This is a genomic window from Stenotrophomonas sp. SPM, assembly GCF_003105135.1.
GTDB lineage: Bacteria > Pseudomonadota > Gammaproteobacteria > Xanthomonadales > Xanthomonadaceae > Stenotrophomonas.
Window position 1 is genome coordinate 1 of sequence record NZ_QETL01000087.1, and the last position, 16,743, is coordinate 16,743.

The 16,743-nt window shown below is 68.4% G+C and carries 13 protein-coding genes and 1 pseudogene; 11 read left to right on the forward strand and 3 right to left on the reverse strand.

The features are described 5' to 3' along the window. Positions 1-251, reverse strand: a pseudogene (locus tag DCO49_RS15500) (glycosyltransferase); the annotation flags it as partial. Positions 252-366: 115 nt separating this feature from the next. Between DCO49_RS15500 and DCO49_RS15505 the strand changes: the two are divergent. Beyond that, positions 367-1,086 carry a helix-turn-helix domain-containing protein gene (locus DCO49_RS15505; protein ID WP_116864793.1) on the forward strand — a complete coding sequence of 240 codons (720 nt, stop codon included), beginning with the start codon at positions 367-369 and terminating at the stop codon, positions 1,084-1,086. 107 nt (positions 1,087-1,193) lie between these two features. Next, positions 1,194-2,483 carry an MFS transporter gene (locus DCO49_RS15510; RefSeq protein ID WP_116864794.1) on the forward strand — a complete coding sequence of 430 codons (1,290 nt, stop codon included), beginning with the start codon at positions 1,194-1,196 and terminating at the stop codon, positions 2,481-2,483. A gap of 81 nt (positions 2,484-2,564) precedes the next feature. Here DCO49_RS15510 and DCO49_RS15515 read toward each other — a convergent pair whose 3' ends face one another. Then, positions 2,565-3,734 (reverse strand): mandelate racemase/muconate lactonizing enzyme family protein, encoded by a 1,170-nt coding sequence (locus tag DCO49_RS15515; RefSeq protein ID WP_116864795.1) that lies wholly within the window; start codon positions 3,732-3,734, stop codon positions 2,565-2,567. Further along, a complete protein-coding gene (locus DCO49_RS15520) occupies positions 3,731-4,663 on the reverse strand; it encodes a dihydrodipicolinate synthase family protein (protein WP_116864796.1) in 933 nt (310 codons plus the stop codon). The genes DCO49_RS15515 and DCO49_RS15520 overlap by 4 nt, the downstream gene beginning before the upstream one ends. 349 nt (positions 4,664-5,012) lie before the next feature. Between DCO49_RS15520 and DCO49_RS15525 the strand changes: the two genes are divergently transcribed. The 9 genes from DCO49_RS15525 to uvrD all read left to right on the forward strand — a co-directional run bounded on the left by DCO49_RS15525 (position 5,013) and on the right by uvrD (position 16,662). Next, positions 5,013-7,631 (forward strand): TonB-dependent receptor, encoded by a 2,619-nt coding sequence (locus DCO49_RS15525; RefSeq protein ID WP_165835739.1) that lies wholly within the window; start codon positions 5,013-5,015, stop codon positions 7,629-7,631. A 2-nt stretch (positions 7,632-7,633) separates the two neighbouring features. After that, on the forward strand, positions 7,634-8,380 hold the full coding sequence (locus DCO49_RS15530; RefSeq protein WP_116864798.1) for an SDR family oxidoreductase: 747 nt from the start codon (positions 7,634-7,636) through the stop codon (positions 8,378-8,380). Beyond that, entirely contained in the window at positions 8,377-9,309 is a 933-nt protein-coding gene (locus DCO49_RS15535) for a 2-dehydro-3-deoxygalactonokinase (protein ID WP_116864799.1), read from the forward strand. The genes DCO49_RS15530 and DCO49_RS15535 overlap by 4 nt, the downstream gene beginning before the upstream one ends. Further along, a complete protein-coding gene (locus DCO49_RS20360) occupies positions 9,306-10,757 on the forward strand; it encodes a 2-dehydro-3-deoxy-6-phosphogalactonate aldolase (protein WP_165835740.1) in 1,452 nt (483 codons plus the stop codon). The genes DCO49_RS15535 and DCO49_RS20360 overlap by 4 nt, the downstream gene beginning before the upstream one ends. A gap of 213 nt (positions 10,758-10,970) precedes the next feature. Continuing rightward, on the forward strand, positions 10,971-11,207 hold the full coding sequence (gene rpmB / locus DCO49_RS15545) for a 50S ribosomal protein L28 (protein ID WP_005411638.1): 237 nt from the start codon (positions 10,971-10,973) through the stop codon (positions 11,205-11,207). A 10-nt stretch (positions 11,208-11,217) separates the two neighbouring features. Further along, positions 11,218-11,385, forward strand: coding sequence for a 50S ribosomal protein L33 (rpmG, locus tag DCO49_RS15550; RefSeq protein WP_170272460.1), 168 nt, complete (start codon positions 11,218-11,220; stop codon positions 11,383-11,385). A 177-nt stretch (positions 11,386-11,562) separates the two neighbouring features. After that, the gene (cls, locus tag DCO49_RS15555) at positions 11,563-12,981 is read left to right on the forward strand and encodes a cardiolipin synthase (RefSeq protein WP_116864800.1); all 1,419 of its coding nucleotides are present in this window, start codon (positions 11,563-11,565) and stop codon (positions 12,979-12,981) included. Between the two features lie 57 nt (positions 12,982-13,038). Further along, on the forward strand, positions 13,039-14,460 hold the full coding sequence (locus tag DCO49_RS15560) for an FAD/NAD(P)-binding protein (protein WP_116864801.1): 1,422 nt from the start codon (positions 13,039-13,041) through the stop codon (positions 14,458-14,460). A gap of 9 nt (positions 14,461-14,469) precedes the next feature. Beyond that, entirely contained in the window at positions 14,470-16,662 is a 2,193-nt protein-coding gene (uvrD, locus tag DCO49_RS15565; protein ID WP_116864802.1) for a DNA helicase II, read from the forward strand. Positions 16,663-16,743 lie beyond the last annotated feature (81 nt).

Consider the following 16,743-nt stretch of genomic DNA (forward strand, 5'->3'; position numbering starts at 1 on the left):
CGGCCGGCCATCCGCGCCAGGCCGCGCGAGGCGGCGGCCAGGTTGTTGCCGCGCGCCACCAGGGCCACCACTTCGTCGTGGATGTCGCCTTCCAGCGCCGCGTGCGGCACGCCCAGTTCGCGCGCGCTGCCCAGCGTGCCCTGTTCGGCCAGCAGCATCACGTCGTGGCCGGCCTGGCGCAGGCCATGGCAGAGCATCACCAGCGGCCGGGTGTCGCCTTCGGTTCCATAGGTCAGGGCCAGCAGTCGCATCGGGGGCTTCGCGGGTGGGGCGGCCAGTATGGGCGCCGGTCGCAGAAGGCCGCGCGAATGCAGCCACGTGTTGCTATTGGTGGCATTGCACGGGTCCGGCCAGTACGCTTCCTGCATGCGAACCAAGCCCAACGCCCAGCCCAACCAGAGCCTGATCGACGGCATCGCCACCCTGCAGGCACTGGCGTCGTCGCCCGAGCCGGTGGGCTGCCGTGAACTGGCCCGCCAGCTCGACGCCAACCCGACGCGGGTCAACCGCCTGCTCAAGACCCTGGCCTATCTGGGCATCGCGCGGCAGACCGCCGACCGCAAGTACACCGCCGGCCCGGGCATGCACGTGCTGGCCGCGCAGAGCCTGTTCGCCTCCGGTCTGATCCGCCGCGCGCTGCCGGTGCTGGAAAGCCTGCGCCGCTTCGGCCACACCGTGGCCCTGGGCGTGCTGTGGAACGACAGCGTCAGCTACCTGTTCCATGCGCCGCCGGGCATCGAGGCGGCACGGGGCCTGGGCCGCATCGGCCTGCTGCCGGCCACCACCAGCGGCATCGGCATCGTGCTGCTGGCGCAGCTGAGCGATGACGACGTGCGCGAGATCTACCAGGACAAGCCGATCCCGATGTTCCCCGAGGGCATCGAGCAGCTGCTGGCGACCCTGGCGGTGACCCGTGCGCAGGGCCATGCCCGGGTGCACGTCGCCGACGAACGCGACCACCACATCGTCGCCATCGCCATGGGCGACCCGGTCCACGCCGGCATCGCCATGTCTGGCTGGATTCCCGAATCGGCTACCGCAGAACTGGTGGCGGCCCTGCGCACGGCGGCGGCGGAGATCGGCTGAGGCGCCGCGGTAGAGCTGCCGCAGTGCGACTTGACCTGTTGCTACAATAGCAATACGTTGCAGCCTTCCGATGGGGAGGCGTCGTCGATGGCCAAGCGGTGGAACGCGTGAGCGGGTCGGGCAAGACCAGGTGGGTCCTGCTGGGACTGCTGTTCTTTTCCACCGTCATCAACTACCTGGACCGGCAGGCGCTGTCGATCCTGGCCACGACCATCCAGGCCGACCTGGACATGTCCGACATCGAGTACGCGCGGGTGGTGCAGGTATTCCTGTTCGCCTATGCCGCCGCCTACGTCATGGCCGGTCGCATCACCGACTGGCTGGGCGCTCGGGTGGCGCTGCTGCTGTTCGTGGGCTGGTGGTCGCTGGCCAACATCGCTACCGGCTTCGTACGCAGTGCGGTGGAACTGGGCGCGGCGCGATTCGCGCTGGGCCTGGGCGAGCCGGGCAATTACACGGTCGGCACCAAGGTGGTGTCCGAGCAGTTCCCGCCGCGCCAGCGCGGCCTTGCCCTGGGCCTGTACACCGCCGGCGCGATGATCGGCGCCACCTTGGCACCGCCGCTGATCGGCGGCATCGCCATCGCCTACGGCTGGCGTGCGGCGTTCTGGATCACGGGCCTGGCCGGGCTGGTGTGGATGATCGGCTGGTGGTGGGCCTACCCGCGCGGCGCCGGAAAGCAGTCGACCGCAGTGGCCGCCAGCGCTTCGGATGCGTCTCCCTCCGACGAAGCCGTGGCCGCACCCACGCCGCCGAGCATGAAAGGGGTCTGGGGCCGGCTGGCGCGCGACCGCACGGTATGGGCGTTGGTCGCCTCGCGCGCCGTGGCCGACCCGGTCTGGTACTTCTACCTGTTCTGGTTCCCCAAATACCTGGGCGATGCCCGCGGCATGAGCCTGATGGCGGTCGCGTCGCTGGCCTGGATCGTCTACGTGGCGGCCGACATCGGCAGCGTCGGTGGTGGCCTGATTTCCGGCGGCCTGGTGAAGCGTGGCATGGACCCGGTGCAGGCCCGCCTGCGCACGATGATCGGCGCGGCGTGCCTTGCACCGGTCGGTATCTTCGTGGCCCTGCATCCGCCGATTCCCGTGCTGCTGGGGCTGGCCTGTCTGGTCACGTTTGCCCACCTCACCTATCAGATCAACCTGACCACGATGACGGTGGACCTGTTCCCGTCGCGCTACATCGCTTCGGTGGCGGGGCTGGTGGGCTGCGGCAGTGCGCTGGGCGGCATGGTGTCGGCGCAGGTAGTCGGGCACCTGGTGGCCGGTGGCAATTTCGACCGCGCTTTCGTGCTGATGGCGGTGCTGCACCCGATCGCGGTGCTGCTGGCCTGGATCGCACTGCGCCAGGCGCGGCGCTCGCCGATGACCCTGGTGGGGCAGCCGGCAGCGTAACCCCGTGTCTCTGTAGCGTCGAGCCATGCTCGACCGCGGAAAAAACAGTCGAGCATGGCTCGACGCTACAAAGGGCTGAGGTCAGGCCACGGCTTCGGCGTGTCGCCAGAACGTCGCGTTGGGAACCGCACCCAGGCCGGGGCCGCTGGGCAGCTGGTAGCCGTCCTGCGTATAGGCCATGTCGGTATCCAGCATCTGCACCGAGCGCGAGAAGATCGAGTGCTGCCACTCGTGTCGCCACAGCCCTTCGACCACCGCCGATGCATGCAGGCTGGCCGCCATGAAGATGCCGCCGCCGATGGTGGCGTGCGGTGCGACCTGCACGCCGTGGGCAGCCGCCAGGCGGGCGATGCGCAGGAACTGGGTGATGCCGGTGTGGCCCATCTCCGGCTGCACGTAGGCCAGGTGTCCACCTTCCACGCGCGGCCTCGCCACGTAATCAGTCGGCCACTCTTCCCCCGCAGCCACGGGAATCGGGCTCCGCTGGCCCAGCGCGACCAGTCCAGGCACGTCTTCCGGCTTCAGCGGTGCCTCGATGAAGGTCAGACCCACCGGCTGCAGCTGGTGGGCCAGCCGTAGCGCGCCCTCCAGGTCGAATTTCCAGTGCAGGTCGACCATCAGCTGGGCGTCTGCACCCAGTGCCTGGCGCAGGGCTGCCATCTCTTCGGCAATGCCGTCGTGGCTGACCACCGCGTGCACCTTGAAGGCGGTATGGCCCTGTAGCTGGAACGTGCGCGCCATGGCCACCTTTTCCTCCAGCGTGGCCGCAGGCAGGCCGGACACATAGCCGGCGATGCGTTCGTGGCGCCGCTCACCCAGCAGCGACCACAGCGGTTGGTCCGCGGCCCGTGCGCGCAGGTCCCACAGCGCGATGTCCAGTGCGGCGATGGCATCGGTGTGGAAGCCGCTGCCACAGCCGCGCACGCGCATCAGACCATACAGGTCGTCCCAGATCGCCTCGACATCTTCCGGCTCGCGGCCCAGCAGTTCCGGCGCCAGCAGATCGTTGATGATCTCGCAGGTCGCACGCGGTGCGCAGATGCCATACGTCTCGCCCCAGCCGACGGCACCGTCGGCGGTAGTCACCCGCACCAGCACCGAGCGGTCCACGGTCGGGTACAGGGTGCCGTTGCCACGGCGCACCAGGTAGCCGCGTGTGTTCACCCGTTCGCCCGCGCCCAGCGGGCCCAGATAGGGCGTGCTGCGTGGCACGGTGAGGATGAAGGTCTCGACGCGGGTGACGGCGCTCATGCTGGGGTCCGTTGTGGGCGGCCGGGCACAACGTCCAGCGGCAGCAGGTCGGCGATGCGGGACAACAGGGTATCCAGTTCGCGGCGATCCCAGGCATCCAGTGCCGGGCCGGGGGCACGTACGTGGTCGCAATCGATGATGCCCCGTCGCAGCAGCACGGCCTTGGTCAGCCGCCAGCGGAACACCGCCTGCATGCTCAACAGCGGCAGCGTGCGTTCGAACAGCACGCGCGCGCGTTCGTGGTCACCGGCGGCGTGCGCAGCCAGCATCGCCACGTGCACTTCGGTGATCTCGCAGGCCGGCATCGTGCCCACCGCACCGCGTGCCAGTTCGTCCAGCACGTAGCGCGCGCCGGCACCGCCGAACACCGCCTGCACGGCATCGCCGGCACGCTCGGACAAGGCCGTTATGCGATGGCCCGACGGCATCGTTTCTTCCTTGACGTAGGCGATGGCAGGCACCTGCGTGGCCAGGGCCAGCAGCGCGTCCACGCCCAGGCCCACGCCCATCGGCGGCGGCGCGTTCTGCAGCATGATCGGCACGCCCGATTCGGCGCCCAAGCGGGCGAAGAACGCGGCCATGCTGTCGATGTCACCGGCCAGCGCGTGCGGGGTCAGCACCATCGCCGCCGCCGCGCCGGCTTCGCCGCCGGCACGGGTCAGGCGCACGGCATCGTCCAGCGTCTTCGCACTGCCACCGACGATGAACGGCACGCGGCCGTTGTTCCAGCGGCCGATGCAGGCGGTCAGGTGCAGTCGCTCCTCCACGTCCAGCATGTCGTACTCGCTGGCCAGGCCGGGGAACACCACGCCGGCGGCACCGGCGGCCAGCAGGTACTCGAACACCCCCTGGGTAGCGGTCTCGTCCACCGCGCCCTGGGCGTCGAAGATCGTGGGAAGAATCGGGAAGACACCTTGCAGAGCGGCCATTGCGCCGGATCCTTGTTGGATAGGGTGTGCCATGTGTAGCAACACCATGAAGGGAGGTTCCCGACAGGACCGCGAAGGAACCGTAATTCTTCGCTGCATTGCAGCGTGCGCGGTCAAAACATATTGCTATATTAGCTACAGTGCTGCCAAGTCGCAGTGCAGCAGCAACGACCGGAAAAGCGCTGGATCCAGGTGGCAGTTCGGCAAGCGGGGTGGGGCGGGGCAGCGGACGGAGGGTCCGCGCCGGTCCCGGTCGGTGCCGCCTGGGTCCCAACCTTGGGAGAGGGCCCGATCCATGCATCGTTTTCGACGTTCAACCTTGTTCACCGCTCTGGGGACCTGCCTGCTGATGCCCGTGCTGGCATCGGCGCAGGACACGGCCACGGCCACCACCACCGGCGAGGGCCAGCAGCAGGCGCAGACCTTGGACGCCGTCAGCGTCGTCGGCATCCGCGGCAGCCTGGAAGCCTCGCGTGACCTGAAACGCGACTCGGCACAGATCGTCGATGCGATCGTCGCCGACGACATCGGCAAGCTGCCCGACACCAACGTCGCCGAGTCGCTAGGCCGCGTGGCCGGCGTGCAGCTCGAGCGCGGCATGGGCGAGGGCAGCGACATCCTCGTGCGCGGCCTGAAGGAAAACGTCCTGCTCTACAACGGGCGGCAGATCGTCGATGCCACCGGTCGCGGCGGCAACGGTCTGGACCAGCTGGCCACGTCCACCTACGGCCTGCTCTCGCTGGTGCCGTCGGAGCTGATCTCGCGGCTGGAGGTGACCAAGCTGGCCGGTGCCGACCAGCTCAGCGGCGGCCTTGGTGGCATCGTCGACATCCATACGCGGCAGCCGCTCTCCGGCGACGCCGAGCAGAACGTGGTGAGCGTGGCCGGCACCTACGACGAGATGGCCGATTCGTGGGGCCACAATGCCTTTGGCCTGGTGTCGCGGCGCAGCGACGATGGCCGCTTCGGCGCGCTGGTCTCAGCCACCTACGGCCGCCGCAACGTGGTGCAGCAGGGCCTGGACACGTTCTCCGGCTATGCCCGCTACACCGACCCGGCCAGCCCGGGTACCACCCGCTTCGGCAGCACCGACATGCGCGCGCAGAACATCGACGACGACCGCACCAAGGTCGGCGTCAGCACCGTGCTGCAGTGGCGCCCCAGCGATGGCGTGGAACTGACCTGGGATACGTTCTATTCGCGGCAGAAGGCCGAGCGTGACCGCTACTGGATCGCCTTCAATCCGTCTGCAGGCCTGAGCAACGCGGTCTATTCCCAGCACGGCATCCTGCTGGCCGGCCGCTCCACCGGCACCGTGCTGCTCAACTCCGAAGCGGCCGACATCAATTCGGACACGATCTCCAGCGCGCTGCGCGCCAGCTTCCGCGTCGGCGAACGGCTGGATGGTTCGGTGGAACTGGACTGGGGCCGTTCCACTGCCAAGTACGACCAGCGCTACATGCGCCTGGCGCCGATGGCCGGTCTGACCTCGGTGACCGACTTCGACCTGCGCAACGGCAATTTCGGCAGCTTCAACGTCAGCGGCGTGGACGTGACCGATCCAGCGCAGTGGCGCATGACCATCATGTTCGACAACTACTGGCGGGCCAGGACCGACTCGCGCGCGCTGCGCAGCGACTGGAGTCTGGCCTTCGATGACGGCCCGCTGCGCTCGCTGGATTTCGGCGCCCGCTTCAGCCGCCTGGAGAGTCTGCAAGATCCGCTGCGTGCGGACATCCGCCCGGCCGGTGGCATCCCGGTCACGCAGATGGCGCCGTACATCCGCGTCTACAGCAACAACGATTTCCTGCCCGGTGAATTCAGCGGACTGCCGCGCGACTACCTCGGCGCGTTCCGCAGCACCTTCGGTGGCTGTGAAAGCTTCACCACCGTGCCGCAGATCTCGCAGAACGCGCAGTGCCTGGACCCGCGCAACAACGCACTGGCCTACGCGGCAACCTTCCGCGTGGACGAGGATTTCCTCGAGGCCTACGCCAAGCTCAACTGGGATACCGACGTGGGCGGCATGGCGCTGGGCGGCAATGTCGGCGTGCGCTTCGTCAATCGTGACATGACCTCGCGCGGCAACCTGATCAGCGGCAACGGCACGCTTACCCCATCCACCTTCGACCGTGACGACCGCGAAGTCCTGCCCTCGGCGGTGGCCAAGCTGCAGATCACCGACAGCCTGGTGCTGCGTGGTGGCGCGGCCAAGGTGGTGGCGTTCCCTAACACCGAAGACCTCAACAACGGCGTGACCCTCAACAACAACGCCGTGTTCGATGGCAACGGCGTGCAGACCTCGCCGGGCACCGGCACCGGCGGTGCACCGGACCTGGATCCGTTCAAGGCCACCCAGTACGACCTGTCGCTGGAGTGGTACTACGGCGGCCAGGGCCTTCTCTCGGCCGGCCTGTTCTACAAGGACGTGTCGACCTTCATCGTGCAGCGGCAGAGTGCGGAAACCTACAACAACATCAACTACCTGGTGCTGCGCAAGATCAACGGCGACAAGGCCAAGGTGAAGGGCGTGGAGCTGCTGGCGCAGGTCCCGTTCAGCGGCATGCTCGATGGCTTCGGCGTGGTCGCCACCTACACGTGGATCGACTCGGAAACCCCGATCACCGACGTGAACGGCAATGCGATGACCTTCCCGGGGCTGTCGAAGAACAATGCCAACCTGATCGGCTATTACGAGAACGGACCGTTCGGCATCCGCGTGGCCTACAACTGGCGCGATGAATACCTGGTCGGCCTGTCCAGTGCGGCCACCGGCATCTTCAACGACACCTACAAGGATCTGTCGGCGTCGATGAGCTACGATCTCAGCGACCGCCTGTCGTTGAAGGTGGAAGCCAACAACCTGCTGGACAGCGAGCAGCGCACCTTCGACGGCTATGACGAGGGCCTGCGCACCAACGTGGTGTTCGGTCGCTCGTACAAGGCCAGCCTTACCTACCGGTTCTGAGCATGGGCAACGACGCAATGCAGGGCGAATGGCTGGGCAGGCATGTATGGGTGAGCGGGGCAGCCAGCGGCATCGGCGCGGCGGTACTGGCGCAGCTGCAGGCGCAGGGGGCCAACGTGCTGGCATTGGATCGCGAGCCAGTGCCGGCGGCGACCACGCAGGTACAGGCCGATCTGGCTGATGCCGGCGCGATCGATGCCGCGCTGGCGCCGCACCTGGGCCAGCCGCTGGATGCGCTGATCCACTGCGTGGGCTGGTGCCCGTCGGCCGATACGTGGGCTGACGACGACGCGCTCTGGCAGCAGGTGCATGCGGTGAACGTGCTGGGTGCGCGTCGGCTGATGCGCCATGCATTGGCTGGCCTGCGTGCCAATGGCGGCGGCAGCATCGTGCTGCTGTCCTCGATCAATGCGCGCTATGCCACGCCCGGGCTGGCCGCGTACGCGGCCTCCAAGGCCGCGCTGGAATCGCTGGCACGTACCGCAGCGCTGGAATTGGCTGAAGCGAACATCCGGGTCAACGCGATTGCACCGGCATCGGTGGATACGCCGATGCTGCAGGGTTCGTTCGCCCGCAGCGATGATCCCGCCATGGCCCGCGCACGCAACGTGCAGCGCCACCCGCTGCAGCGCCTGGGCAGCGCCGCCGATGCGGCGGAGCTCGCACTGTTCCTTGCATCAGCGCGCAGCGGCTGGATGACCGGCGCGGTGGTGCCGCTGGATGGTGGCGCCGGAGTGACGCGCCGATGAGCACGCCCGAAAACAATGCACCGATCATCGGCATCAACTGGGGCAGTAGCAACTTCCGCGCCTTCCTTATTGCCGCCGATGGGCGGGTGCTGGGCAGCGTGGAACAGCCACGCGGCATCGCCGGGCTGGAGCGCATGCAGATGCAGGTCCTGCTGGAACAGACCGTGGCCGCGTGGCCGGGCGCGGCGGCGGTGTATGCCTGTGGCATGGTCGGCTCGAACATCGGCTGGAGCGATGCGGGTTATGCCGATTGCCCGGCCACGCCGCAGCGGCTGGTCGCGCAGCTGCATCACACCCGCATCGGCCAGGTGCCGGTGGCCATCGTGCCCGGGCTGGCCTGCCAGCGTGCGCAGGACGATGCGCCGGACATCATGCGTGGTGAGGAAACCGAGCTGCTCGGTCTGCTGGCCGGGGGCGCATTGCCGCTGGATGGGCTGGTGGCACTGCCTGGCACGCACAGCAAGTGGGTGCAGCTGCAGGGCGGGGCGGTGGTGTCCTTCCTCACCGCGATGTCGGGTGAGATCTTCGACCGCCTTACCGCTGCCGGGCTGCTGGCATCGGTGGTCGATGGCCCTGCCGTGGAAGGCGCGGCCTTCTTCGATGGCCTGCAGCACGGCCATGCGGGCGGGCTGGGATTGGGCAGTCTGCTGTTCGGCGCACGCGCGCGGGTGATCCGTGGCCAGCTGCCGCGCACGGACGGTGCCTCATGGCTGCGCGGTGTGCTGATCGGCGCCGAGCTGGCCGACGTGCGCCGGCTGTGGCCCGCCGCGCTGCAGGTGCCGCTGCCGATGGTTGGTGCCGCGCCGGTCTGTGCGCTGTACGCCGCCGCCGTGCATGCCTTGGGTGGCAGTGCACGCACCCTGCTGTCACACGATGCCGTGACCCGCGGCTTCCTTGCCCTGCACCGGGCCGCACAGGTAACGCCATGAACACCGCACACGCCGCCGCCTTCGACGCGGCCATCGAACAGACGCCGCTGGTGGCCATCCTGCGCGGACTGACCGGTGCCGAGGCGCTGGCCGTCGGCCAGGCCCTGGTGGATGCCGGCGTGCGCCTGGCGGAAGTCCCGCTAAATTCGCCGGACCCGCTGGCCACAATCGCCCTGTTGGCAGCGCATTTCGGCGACCGCCTGTGGGTCGGCGCAGGCACCGTGCTGGAGGTAACCCAGGTCGAAGCCCTGGCCGCCACCGGCTGCCGCTTCTGCGTATCGCCCAACACCAACCCGGAGGTGATCGCCGCAGCACGCGCGCACGGCATGGAGCCGATGCCCGGCTTCAGCACCGCCACCGAGGCGTTTGCAGCGCTGGCCGCAGGCGCGCGCTACCTGAAGGCATTTCCGGCGCACGATTCCGCACCGCGGCTTGCGGCACTATCGGCGGTGCTGCCGGCGCAGACGCGGTTGGTGGCCGTGGGCGGGTTCACCACCGATGCACTGCCTGCGCTGTGGCAGACCGGCGTGCGTGCGGTTGGCATCGGTACCGACCTGTACCGCCCGGGGCGCGCCGCGGATGAGGTGGGTCGACGCGCGCGGCACTGGTTGCAGGCGATTCAGGCGGTACCTGCCAGCGGCGTGCGCCTGGCCTGCGATGCCGGAACGCTGGTGGGGGAGTCGCCGGTGGTGCTGGACGATGGCCGCGTGGCCTGGGTCGAGCCGACCGCACCGGCGCTGCTGCATTGGGATGGCCAGGCCTGCTCGCGCACGCCACTGTCCGAGCCGGTCTGGTCGCTGGCAGTGACGCCGCAGGGCCTGGTCGGCAACGGTGAAACGCACTTCGTGCGGATTGCCGCGGATGGCGGCCTGCAGCCGGGGCCGACCATCGATGTGGGCCCCGGTTGCCGCCTGAATGACATGACCGTGGATGCGCGCGGCGGCTTGTGGACCGGGTCGATGCACCGGGGCCTGCTGGGCGGCCGTGGCGCGCTGTTCCATGCAACAGCGGTGGATGCGCCGGTGCGGCGTGTGGCCGAAGGCCTGGGGGTGGCCAACGGCATGGTGTTCAGCCCGGCGGGCGATACCCTGTATGTGATCGATACCCTGGCCCGCACCCTGCTGGCCTACCCAGCGGATGTGGCTGCGGGCACCCTGGGCGAACCCAAGGTGGTCACCGATTTCCTCGGCGAAGCAGGCAAGCCCGACGGGTTGGCGTTGTCGCCGCAGGGCAGCCTGTGGGTGGCGATGTGGGGCGGGGGCTGCGTGCTGGAACTGGCGGCCAATGGCGCGGTGCAGCGGCGGCTGGCGGTGCCGGCACCGCACGTGGGCGCACTGTGTTTCGCTCCGGATGGGCGCCTGTTCGTCACCACGGCACGGGCGCGGCTGGGCCCCGACGCCTTGCAGCGGGCGCCCGGCTCGGGCGGGTTGTTCACCGCCACGCCCTGACCCCACCTGTGGGTAACTTGCGCAAGTGCTTGAGCCCGTGCATAATGCGCGGCTCGCTGTGTCCGGTTTTCTACCGGGCGGCGCCCCCGGGAGCACGTCCCCGGCCGCCCAACGCCAGCGTAACCCCTTGATTCTCCTGACGTGTGGTGGGCAACCACCGAGGCCGCCGTCTCCCGGGCTACGGGCTGACACAACTTACTATCGAGGTGCGCAATGTCCCGCGTATGCCAGGTTTCCGGCAAGCGAGTGCAGACGGGTAACAACGTCTCGCACGCCAACAACAAGACCCGTCGTCGTTTCCTGCCGAATCTGCACGAGCGCCGCTTCTGGGTTGCCAGCGAGAACCGCTGGGTGAAGCTTCGTGTTTCCGCGCATGCACTGCGCACCATCGACAAGAACGGTATCGATTCCGTTCTGGCTGAGCTGCGTGCGCGCGGCGAAAAGGTCTGAGGAGTAGACGATCATGGCAGGCAAGCGCGATAAGGTCCGTATGATTTCGACCGCTGGTACCGGTCACTTCTACACGACCGACAAGAACAAGAAGAACACCCCGGGGAAGATGGAATTCTCCAAGTACGATCCGGTCGTGCGCAAGCACGTCCCGTACAAGGAAGGCAAGATCAAGTAATCCGCGAGGATTGCTGGTCGCTTCCAAAAAAACCCGCCCTCGTGGCGGGTTTTTTTGTGCCTCACGCCAGGTAGATGCCAACCTTGGTTGGCACATGGGTTCAAGGCAGTCGAGCATGGCTCGACTCTACAAGGGGGGCTGGGCAGAATGACCCCCACACCTCCGACGGGCGACGCGATGCTGTTCGAGTGGCTGCTGGGTTCCTACCTGCTGTTGATCGACTGGCTCATCCGGCTGGTCGCGCTGTGCTGGATCCCCACCCGCACCACGCCGGGGGCGGCACGCAGCTGGCTGCTGCTGGTCGGCTTCGTGCCGCTGCTGGGCCTGCCCCTGTACCTGCTGTTCGGCCACCCCTGGCTGTCGCGCGAGCGCATCCGCCGCCAGGCCGAGGCGTCGCAGGTCATCCGCGAGGAACAGGCGCTGCAGCACCGCCTGCGCTGGACCCCGACGGCCGACACCGCCATCGCCGAGATCGTGCCGCTGGTGCAGCGCCAGGGTGATTTCATGCCGGTGCACGGCAACGCGGTCGACCTGCTCACCGACTACGACGAATCGCTGCACACCCTCATCGCCGACATCGACCAGGCCGAGGACCGCGTCCACCTGCTGTACTACCTGATGTTCGACGACGCGGTGGGCGAGGCCATCGTCGAAGCGCTGCAGCGTGCCGCCGCGCGCGGCGTGCAGTGCCGCGTGCTGCTGGATGCGGTGGGTGCCAAGCGTGGCCTGCGTGCCTACCGCAAACGCCTGCAGGCGCGCGACATCGAAGTGCGGGCGATGCTGCCCGGCGGCCTGCGCTGGCGCCGCAGCGGGCGCATGGACCTGCGCAACCACCGCAAGATCGCGGTGATCGACAACGAAGTGGCCTACGTCGGCTCGCAGAACCTGGCCGGTCCGCGTTTCGTGCCCGGCCACCCCAACCGCGAGCTGGTGGCGCGCGTGCGCGGCCCGGCGGTGGCCCACCTGGAGGCGGTGTTCGCCAGCGACTGGTACATGGAAACCGGGCAGCGCCTGGACGTCATCGCTGACGTGCCCGAGTGCGGCGATGACATCGCCACCCAGCTGCTGCCCAGTGGCCCGGCATACCCTTACAGCAACGCGCGCGACGCGGTGGCGGCGCTGATCCACCTGGCACGGCGACGGCTGGTGATGGTCACGCCGTATTTCGTGCCTGACGAAGCGACGCTGAGCGCGCTGCGCATCGCCGCGCTTTCCGGCGTGAAGGTGCAGCTGATCCTGTCGGCCAGCAACAACCAGCGGCTGACCTCGTGGGCGCAGGAGGCTTACTACGAGGAGCTGCTGCGTTGTGGCGTGCAGATCGCGCTGTACGAGCCGCAGTTCCTGCACGCCAAGCACATGAGCGTGGACGAGGACATCGCCGTGCTCGGCTCGATCAACATGGATATCCGTTCTTTTGCGCTGAATGCCGAGATCGGCCTGATCTGCTACGGCCGGCCGCTGGTGCAGCAGCTGTGCGCCATCGAGGACGACTACCTGCGCCAGTCGCGCATGCTGGACCTGGAGCAGTGGCGCCAGCGCCCGGCCTGGAAGCGCAGCCGCGAAGGCATCGCGCGGTTGGCCGATGCGTTGATGTGACACACCGGCCAATGGGCTGGCAACGGCCCGTTTCGGCACGCCGGGCCGTCACCTGCCATGGCCTACAATCGGTGCATGACTGATTCATCGCGACATGGCGAACTGGACCTGGCAATCATCGGTGGTGGCGCCGCGGGTGTGATGGTGGCGATCCAGGTGCTGCGCCAGGCCCGGGCGCCGCTGGCGCTGGCCATCTTCGAACCCGCCTCGCGGCTCGCCCAAGGCATCGCCTACGCCACGCCGTGGCCGGAGCACCTGCTGAACGTGCCCGCAGCGAAAATGAGTGCCTTCCCCGACCAGCCCGGCGATTTCCTCGATTACCTGCAGGCCGTCAACGCTTACCCGGGCGAAGCGCGCGAGCTGCTGGGCGAGCGTTACGTGAGCCGCCATCACTTCGCCGCCTACCTGCAGCAGCGCCTGCAGGACGCGGTGGCTACCAGCCCGGCGCAGCTGCAGGTGATCGCGCAGCCGGTGCTGGGCCTGCAGCCGGATGACCACGGCTACCACCTGCAGCTGGGCGATGGCAGCACGCTGCACGCGGCGCAGGCGGTCATCGCCACCGGCAACAGCATGCGTCCGCTGCCGGTGGCCGGCGCCGATGCGCTGCCTGCCGACGACGTGGTCGAGGCCTGGGACTATGACGGCGTGCGCACCATGGCGGGTGCCCATGCACTGGCCATCGTCGGTTCCGGCCTGAGCATGGCCGACACCGTGCTGGCCCTGGTCGCCGCTGGTCATACCGGTCCACTGCACGTGATTTCGCGGCATGGCCTGTTGCCGCTGCCGCATGCGCATGGCGTGCTGCCCGATTTCGACCCGGCCGCGCTGTTGTTGATGACCCTGCGCCAGCGCGTGCGGGCCCTGCGCGCTTTCGCGCGGCAGACGCAGGCCGATGGTCAGCCGTGGCAGGGCGTGATGGATCGCATCCGCCCGCATGGCCAGGCGCTGTGGTGCAGCCTGGACGAGGCCGACCAGCGACGCTTCCTGCGCCATGTGGTGCGCTATTGGGACGTGCACCGCCACCGCATCGCCGAGGACGTCGATGCCCAGCTGCAGGCCCTGCAGGCCTGCGGCCAGCTGCACCTGCACCGTGCCCGCCTGCAGCGCATCTGGCGCGAAGGCGACGCGCTTCACCTGTCCGGCCGTGATGCCGCTGGCGGCGAACAGCAGTGGACGATCGCGGCGGTGGTCAATGCCACCGGCGTCGAGACCCGCGCCAGTGCGCTGCGCAACCCGCTGCTGCAGCGGCTGCAGGCCGACGGCCTGGCCCGCCCCGGGCCGCATGGCCTGGGCCTGGACAGCAGCGTGCCGGGCGACCGCCTGTGCAGCCGCAGCGGTGCAGCGCAGGCGCGTCTGGGCGTGCTCGGCAGCCTGCGCATCGGCAGCCTGTGGGAAAGCCTGGCCGTGCCTGAACTGCGTCAGCAGGCGCAGGCCCTGGCTGCGCAGGTGGTCGCAGGAGCCGCGACGGCGATGCCGTAAAATGGGGGCATGGATGTCTCCCACCTGCTCGATGGCCTGAACCCGGCCCAGCGCGAAGCCGTCTCCGCTCCCCCCGGCCACCACCTGGTGCTGGCCGGTGCCGGTTCCGGCAAGACCCGCGTACTCACCCACCGCATCGCCTGGCTGCATGAAGTCGAAGGCGTGCCGACCCATGGCATTTTCGCGGTGACCTTCACCAACAAGGCCGCCGGCGAGATGCGCCACCGCATCGACGCGCAACTGCCCAACGGCAGCCGCGGCGCGTGGATCGGCACCTTCCACGGCCTGGCCAACCGCCTGCTGCGCCTGCACTGGCAGGACGCCAAGCTGCCCGAAGGTTTCCAGGTCATGGATTCGGACGACCAGCTGCGGCTGGTCAAGCGCGTGGTGCAGGCGCTGGAAATCGACGACAGCAAGCATCCGCCCAAGCAGATCGCGTGGTGGATCAACGAACAGAAGGATGAGGGCCGCCGCCCGCAGCACATCCAGCCCGAGCCGCATGATGCGTGGCTGGAAACCATGCGCCAGGCCTATATCGAATACCAGGCACGCTGCGACCGCGCCGGACTGGTCGACTTCGCCGAGCTGCTGCTGCGCGCGCATGAACTGCTGCGCGACAACCCGCCGCTGCTGGCGCATTACCGCGCGCGTTTCCGCGAAATCCTGGTGGACGAGTTCCAGGATACCAACGCCATCCAGTACGCCTTCGTGCGCGTGCTGGCCGGTCACGAAGGCCATGTGTTCGTGGTCGGCGATGACGATCAGGCCATCTACGGCTGGCGTGGCGCCAAGGTCGAGAACGTGCAGGGCTTCCTGCGCGATTTCCCCGGCGCGCAGACCATCCGCCTGGAACAGAACTACCGTTCCACCGCCAACATCCTCGGCGCGGCCAACGCGGTCATCGCGCACAACCCGGACCGCATCGGCAAGGAACTGTGGACCGACAGCGGCGACGGCGAGCCGATCGACCTGTATGCGGCCTACAACGAGATGGACGAAGCGCGCTACATCGTCGAGCGCGCGCGCCAGTGGGTGCGCGATGGTGGCAGCTACACCGAAGTGGCCGTGCTCTACCGCAGCAACGCGCAGTCGCGCGCGCTGGAAGAGGCGCTGCTGAGCGAACAGGTGCCGTACCGCGTGTATGGCGGCATGCGCTTCTTCGAGCGTGCCGAAATCAAGGACGCGCTGGCCTACCTGCGCCTGCTGTCCAACCGCAACGACGATGCCGCCTTCGAGCGCGCGGTGAACACGCCGACGCGTGGCATCGGCGAGCGCACCCTGGACGAGGTGCGCCGCGAGGCGCGCGCGCAGGGTATCTCGCTGTGGGAGGCCACCATGCTGGTCACCCAGGGCACGGCGCTGGCCGCGCGTGCACGCAATGCGCTGGCCGGCTTCCTGGTGCTGGTCAACGAACTGCAGGCGCAGACCCTGCACATGACCCTCGCCGAGCGCGTGGACCATGTGCTGTCGCGCTCGCAGCTGCGCGAGCACTGGAGCAAGGAAAGCCGCAATTCGCTGGATTCGGAATCGCGTACCGACAACCTCGACGAACTGGTTTCGGTCGCTTCGCGCTTCCTGCGCCGCGCCGACGACATCGAGGAAGTGGGCGAGGACATGGACGAGCTGGTCGCGTTCCTGGCCTATGCCGCGCTGGAGGCCGGTGAAGGCCAGGCGCAGGCGGGCGAGGAAGGCGTGCAGCTGATGACCCTGCACTCAGCCAAGGGCCTGGAATTCCCGCTGGTGTTCCTGGCCGGCATGGAAGACGGCCTGTTCCCGAGCGCGCGTTCGCTGGAAGAAAGCGGCCGCCTGGAAGAAGAGCGCCGGCTGGCCTACGTCGGCATCACCCGCGCGCGGCAGAAGCTGGTGCTGTGCTACGCCGAATCGCGCCGCATCCACGGCCAGGACAACTACAGCCTGCCGTCGCGCTTCCTGCGCGAGATCCCGCGCGAGCTGCTGCACGAAGTGCGTCCGAAGGTGCAGGTCTCGCGGCCGGCCTCGCTGGGCAGCAGCCGGGTGATGGGCCATGCCTCGATCGAGGCGCCGCCGCTGAAGCTGGGCGCGCTGGTGACCCATCCCAAGTTCGGCGAGGGCATGGTGACCGACTACGAAGGCAGCGGTGCCCACGCCCGCGTGCAGGTCGAGTTCGCCGATGCCGGCAGCAAGTGGCTGGTGATGGCCTACGCCAACCTGACGGTGATCTGATCACCGTCGAGGGGTCGCCAGTACACCTGTAGAGCCGAGCCCATGCTCGGCTGCTTTTCACGGCACAAGCAGCCGAGCATG

Bases quoted from the DNA above. Each gene is read 5' to 3' on its own strand.
- DCO49_RS15505 (WP_116864793.1), top strand. From the start codon at position 367: ATGCGAACCAAGCCCAACGCCCAGCCCAACCAGAGCCTGATCGACGGC.
- DCO49_RS15515 (WP_116864795.1), bottom strand. From the start codon at position 3,734: ATGAGCGCCGTCACCCGCGTCGAGACCTTCATCCTCACCGTGCCACGC.
- DCO49_RS15520 (WP_116864796.1), bottom strand. From the start codon at position 4,663: ATGGCCGCTCTGCAAGGTGTCTTCCCGATTCTTCCCACGATCTTCGAC.
- DCO49_RS15525 (WP_165835739.1), top strand. From the start codon at position 5,013: ATGCCCGTGCTGGCATCGGCGCAGGACACGGCCACGGCCACCACCACC.
- DCO49_RS15530 (WP_116864798.1), top strand. From the start codon at position 7,634: ATGGGCAACGACGCAATGCAGGGCGAATGGCTGGGCAGGCATGTATGG.
- DCO49_RS15535 (WP_116864799.1), top strand. From the start codon at position 8,377: ATGAGCACGCCCGAAAACAATGCACCGATCATCGGCATCAACTGGGGC.
- DCO49_RS20360 (WP_165835740.1), top strand. From the start codon at position 9,306: ATGAACACCGCACACGCCGCCGCCTTCGACGCGGCCATCGAACAGACG.
- rpmB (WP_005411638.1), top strand. From the start codon at position 10,971: ATGTCCCGCGTATGCCAGGTTTCCGGCAAGCGAGTGCAGACGGGTAAC.
- cls (WP_116864800.1), top strand. From the start codon at position 11,563: ATGCTGTTCGAGTGGCTGCTGGGTTCCTACCTGCTGTTGATCGACTGG.
- DCO49_RS15560 (WP_116864801.1), top strand. From the start codon at position 13,039: ATGGCCTACAATCGGTGCATGACTGATTCATCGCGACATGGCGAACTG.
- uvrD (WP_116864802.1), top strand. From the start codon at position 14,470: ATGGATGTCTCCCACCTGCTCGATGGCCTGAACCCGGCCCAGCGCGAA.